We start from the raw sequence: 2,284 nt of genomic DNA, 5'->3' as shown, positions 1-2,284 counted from the left end.
GGTGTCTTTCTCCACCCAGCGGAAAATTTTCTGGGTATTACGGGCCAGGGCTTCCGGATGGCTGTCGTCGTACAGCTCAGGAAACGTCATGCCCAGCTCGAAATAAACCCTGGTTATTTCAGCTGCCGGAACTTTTTCACCATCCGGACGCGCCCAGGCATTCATCGCCATGCGGATATGCTCATGCTTGATTTTCATGAATCAACTCCCATCAGCTTTTTCGTAGTAGTTTTATTTCTGCCAATAGTTAAAATTGCATCGGCAGAAAATAATCCGTTTGATGCATGAGCGATTTTTTCAGCGTAATTTGTTTCGCCGGTATATTCTGTGCGAGGCAATTTTCCGTTATCCATCCATTTGTAGATTGCTCTTTGGCTGACACCACAAACGTCGGCCACAACAGAAACGCGAACAGTTTTGATTACATCTTCAAGTGTTTTCTGGTTCATATCACCCTCACAATGTGAACTTTGAGTACATGCTATAACAGAACTGACAGTACATTCAAGAGCGAATATCATTGAACTTATGGTTCATGAAGATAAAGCGCGTAAAGAGTTCGCCAGTAGGCTTGCGCTAGCCTGTGAAAACGCTGGTTATGAACAACATGGAAGGCAGGCAGAAATTGCCCGTCGAATGAAATTAACACCAAAAGCGGTTAGCAAATGGTTTAATGGCGAAACAATTCCTCGCCGAGAGAAATTAAGGGAATTAGCAACACTCATTGGAACAACACCAACCTATCTTTTGGGAGAGGATACAGAAGAAAGTGGACAGGTACGTTTCTATCAGGAGTTAAATCCAAGACAAAAAATCATCATTGACCTTCTGGACGAGCTCCCTGACAGTGAGACAGATGAACTTTTAAAAACTCTTGAGGAGAAAAAACAGAAGTACAATGCAATTTACGAAGAGTTAGCACGAAAGAAAAAACAAAAAGCCTCTTAAACCAGCATAAATCCGGTAGCGCCCCCCTCCGGGTTTGTGCTTCACTTTTTCCATCTCATTTTTTTACACACAAAATGTACTTAAGGTACTTTACAACACTGAACGCAAAGTACATTATATACCTGCCAACCTACCCCGCCCCACAGAACGCAGGGCAATACTTCGAGTTACCAGGCAGTGGTCAGGGGTTAAGTAGCCAGCCCGAGGCGTATGAACATGACGGCAGGGTTTAACTTTAACTATGCAGCAGGTTTTTGTTCCGCTACCCCGGCGTTAAGGGGAAACAGCACTGAGAGAAATCAGTATGCAGAAGCGAGAACCCGTCATCATCTCGCCAGACTATACCGATGATGAACTTTATGAGTGGATGCGCCGGAAAATTCAGGCTGCGCAGGACCTGAAGTGGGCCAATGAAGCCAGGGCTAAGGAGGCTGAAAATCTGTCAGCTCTGGAGCAGGATATCACCAGGCTGGAAAAAGCAGCGGCATTAAGCATTGCCAGAATGATTACATACCCGCGTTAACAGCTAATCAACAAGGCCAGGGTTGGTAATTAATGACTTCTCCACGGGTGAGGTGGAGTGCGTGCGCCGGACACAGACTGGTTAACGTCGCCTGGAGGCACCAGGTACCGCATCAACAAAGTTCACTTCGGTGATGAAAGGTAAGAGAAAATGTTGAATGTAGCTATTGAAAACCAGTACGGGTGGAATTATAGTGCACCTGCACCTCATAAAACGGGTGCCGGGCGTGGAAACCCGAAAGTTACTCGAGCGCATAACCGCGCCGAAGCGGTTTTTTTATGCGTAATGCACAGCCACATTCAGATAATGGTGGGGCGTGCAGGGCAGCTGCAAGGCTGGCCGGGTTCTCGAGTGACCGGTATTTCCACCCCTGTACGTCTCGCCACCCTTATGGTCGTGGAAAGCCTCGGTGGTGAGTTAATTAACTTAACACTTGAGGATGCCATCATGGCTACTACCCTTACCCTTTCTCACCCTGACGTAACCATTGAAAATGGTCGCGCTGTCACTACGTCTATTGCGATCGCAGAATTCTTCGGCAAGCAGCATCACCATGTTGTTCAAAAAATAGAGGCCCTCGAATGTTCTGAACGCTTTTTAACCAGCAACTTTTCGCGGGTTAAATTCGAGCACCGTGGCAATACCTACAATGCCTACCAAATCACCAAAAACGGCTTCGTTTTCCTGGTGATGGGCTTCACCGGCAAAAAGGCCGCTGCATTCAAGGAAGCCTACATTGCCGAGTTCGACCGCATGGAGGAAGAACTGCGCCGGAATAACACCACACCCGCTGACAAAATAATCCCGGGTGAT

The 2,284-nt window shown here is 47.1% G+C and carries 4 protein-coding genes and 1 pseudogene; 3 read left to right on the top strand and 2 right to left on the bottom strand.

Annotated features, from left to right (window positions below; all coding sequences use genetic code 11):
- Window positions 1-198: pseudogene (locus ACJHYR_RS27510) on the bottom strand (Rha family transcriptional regulator); the annotation flags it as partial.
- Complete coding sequence (locus ACJHYR_RS27505; protein ID WP_001072342.1) at window positions 195-449, bottom strand: helix-turn-helix transcriptional regulator; 255 nt, start codon at window positions 447-449, stop codon at window positions 195-197. The pseudogene ACJHYR_RS27510 and the gene ACJHYR_RS27505, both read right to left, overlap by 4 nt.
- A 79-nt stretch (window positions 450-528) precedes the next feature.
- Between ACJHYR_RS27505 and ACJHYR_RS27500 the strand changes: the two genes are divergently transcribed.
- The 3 genes from ACJHYR_RS27500 to ACJHYR_RS27490 all read left to right on the top strand — a co-directional run.
- Complete coding sequence (locus tag ACJHYR_RS27500) at window positions 529-948, top strand: helix-turn-helix domain-containing protein (protein WP_000233320.1); 420 nt, start codon at window positions 529-531, stop codon at window positions 946-948.
- A gap of 304 nt (window positions 949-1,252) precedes the next feature.
- Window positions 1,253-1,471 carry a protein YdfC gene (gene ydfC / locus ACJHYR_RS27495; protein WP_032354481.1) on the top strand — a complete coding sequence of 73 codons (219 nt, stop codon included), beginning with the start codon at window positions 1,253-1,255 and terminating at the stop codon, window positions 1,469-1,471.
- A gap of 150 nt (window positions 1,472-1,621) precedes the next feature.
- On the top strand, window positions 1,622-2,284 hold a 663-nt coding region (locus ACJHYR_RS27490; protein WP_410233198.1), incomplete at its 3' end, for a Rha family transcriptional regulator.

Origin of the sequence: Escherichia sp. WS1450 (genome assembly GCF_046487395.1) — a bacterium.
Classification (GTDB): domain Bacteria; phylum Pseudomonadota; class Gammaproteobacteria; order Enterobacterales; family Enterobacteriaceae; genus Escherichia; species Escherichia coli.
Note: the sequence above shows the minus strand (reverse complement) of the source record. Positions and strands in the feature narration are given on the sequence as shown.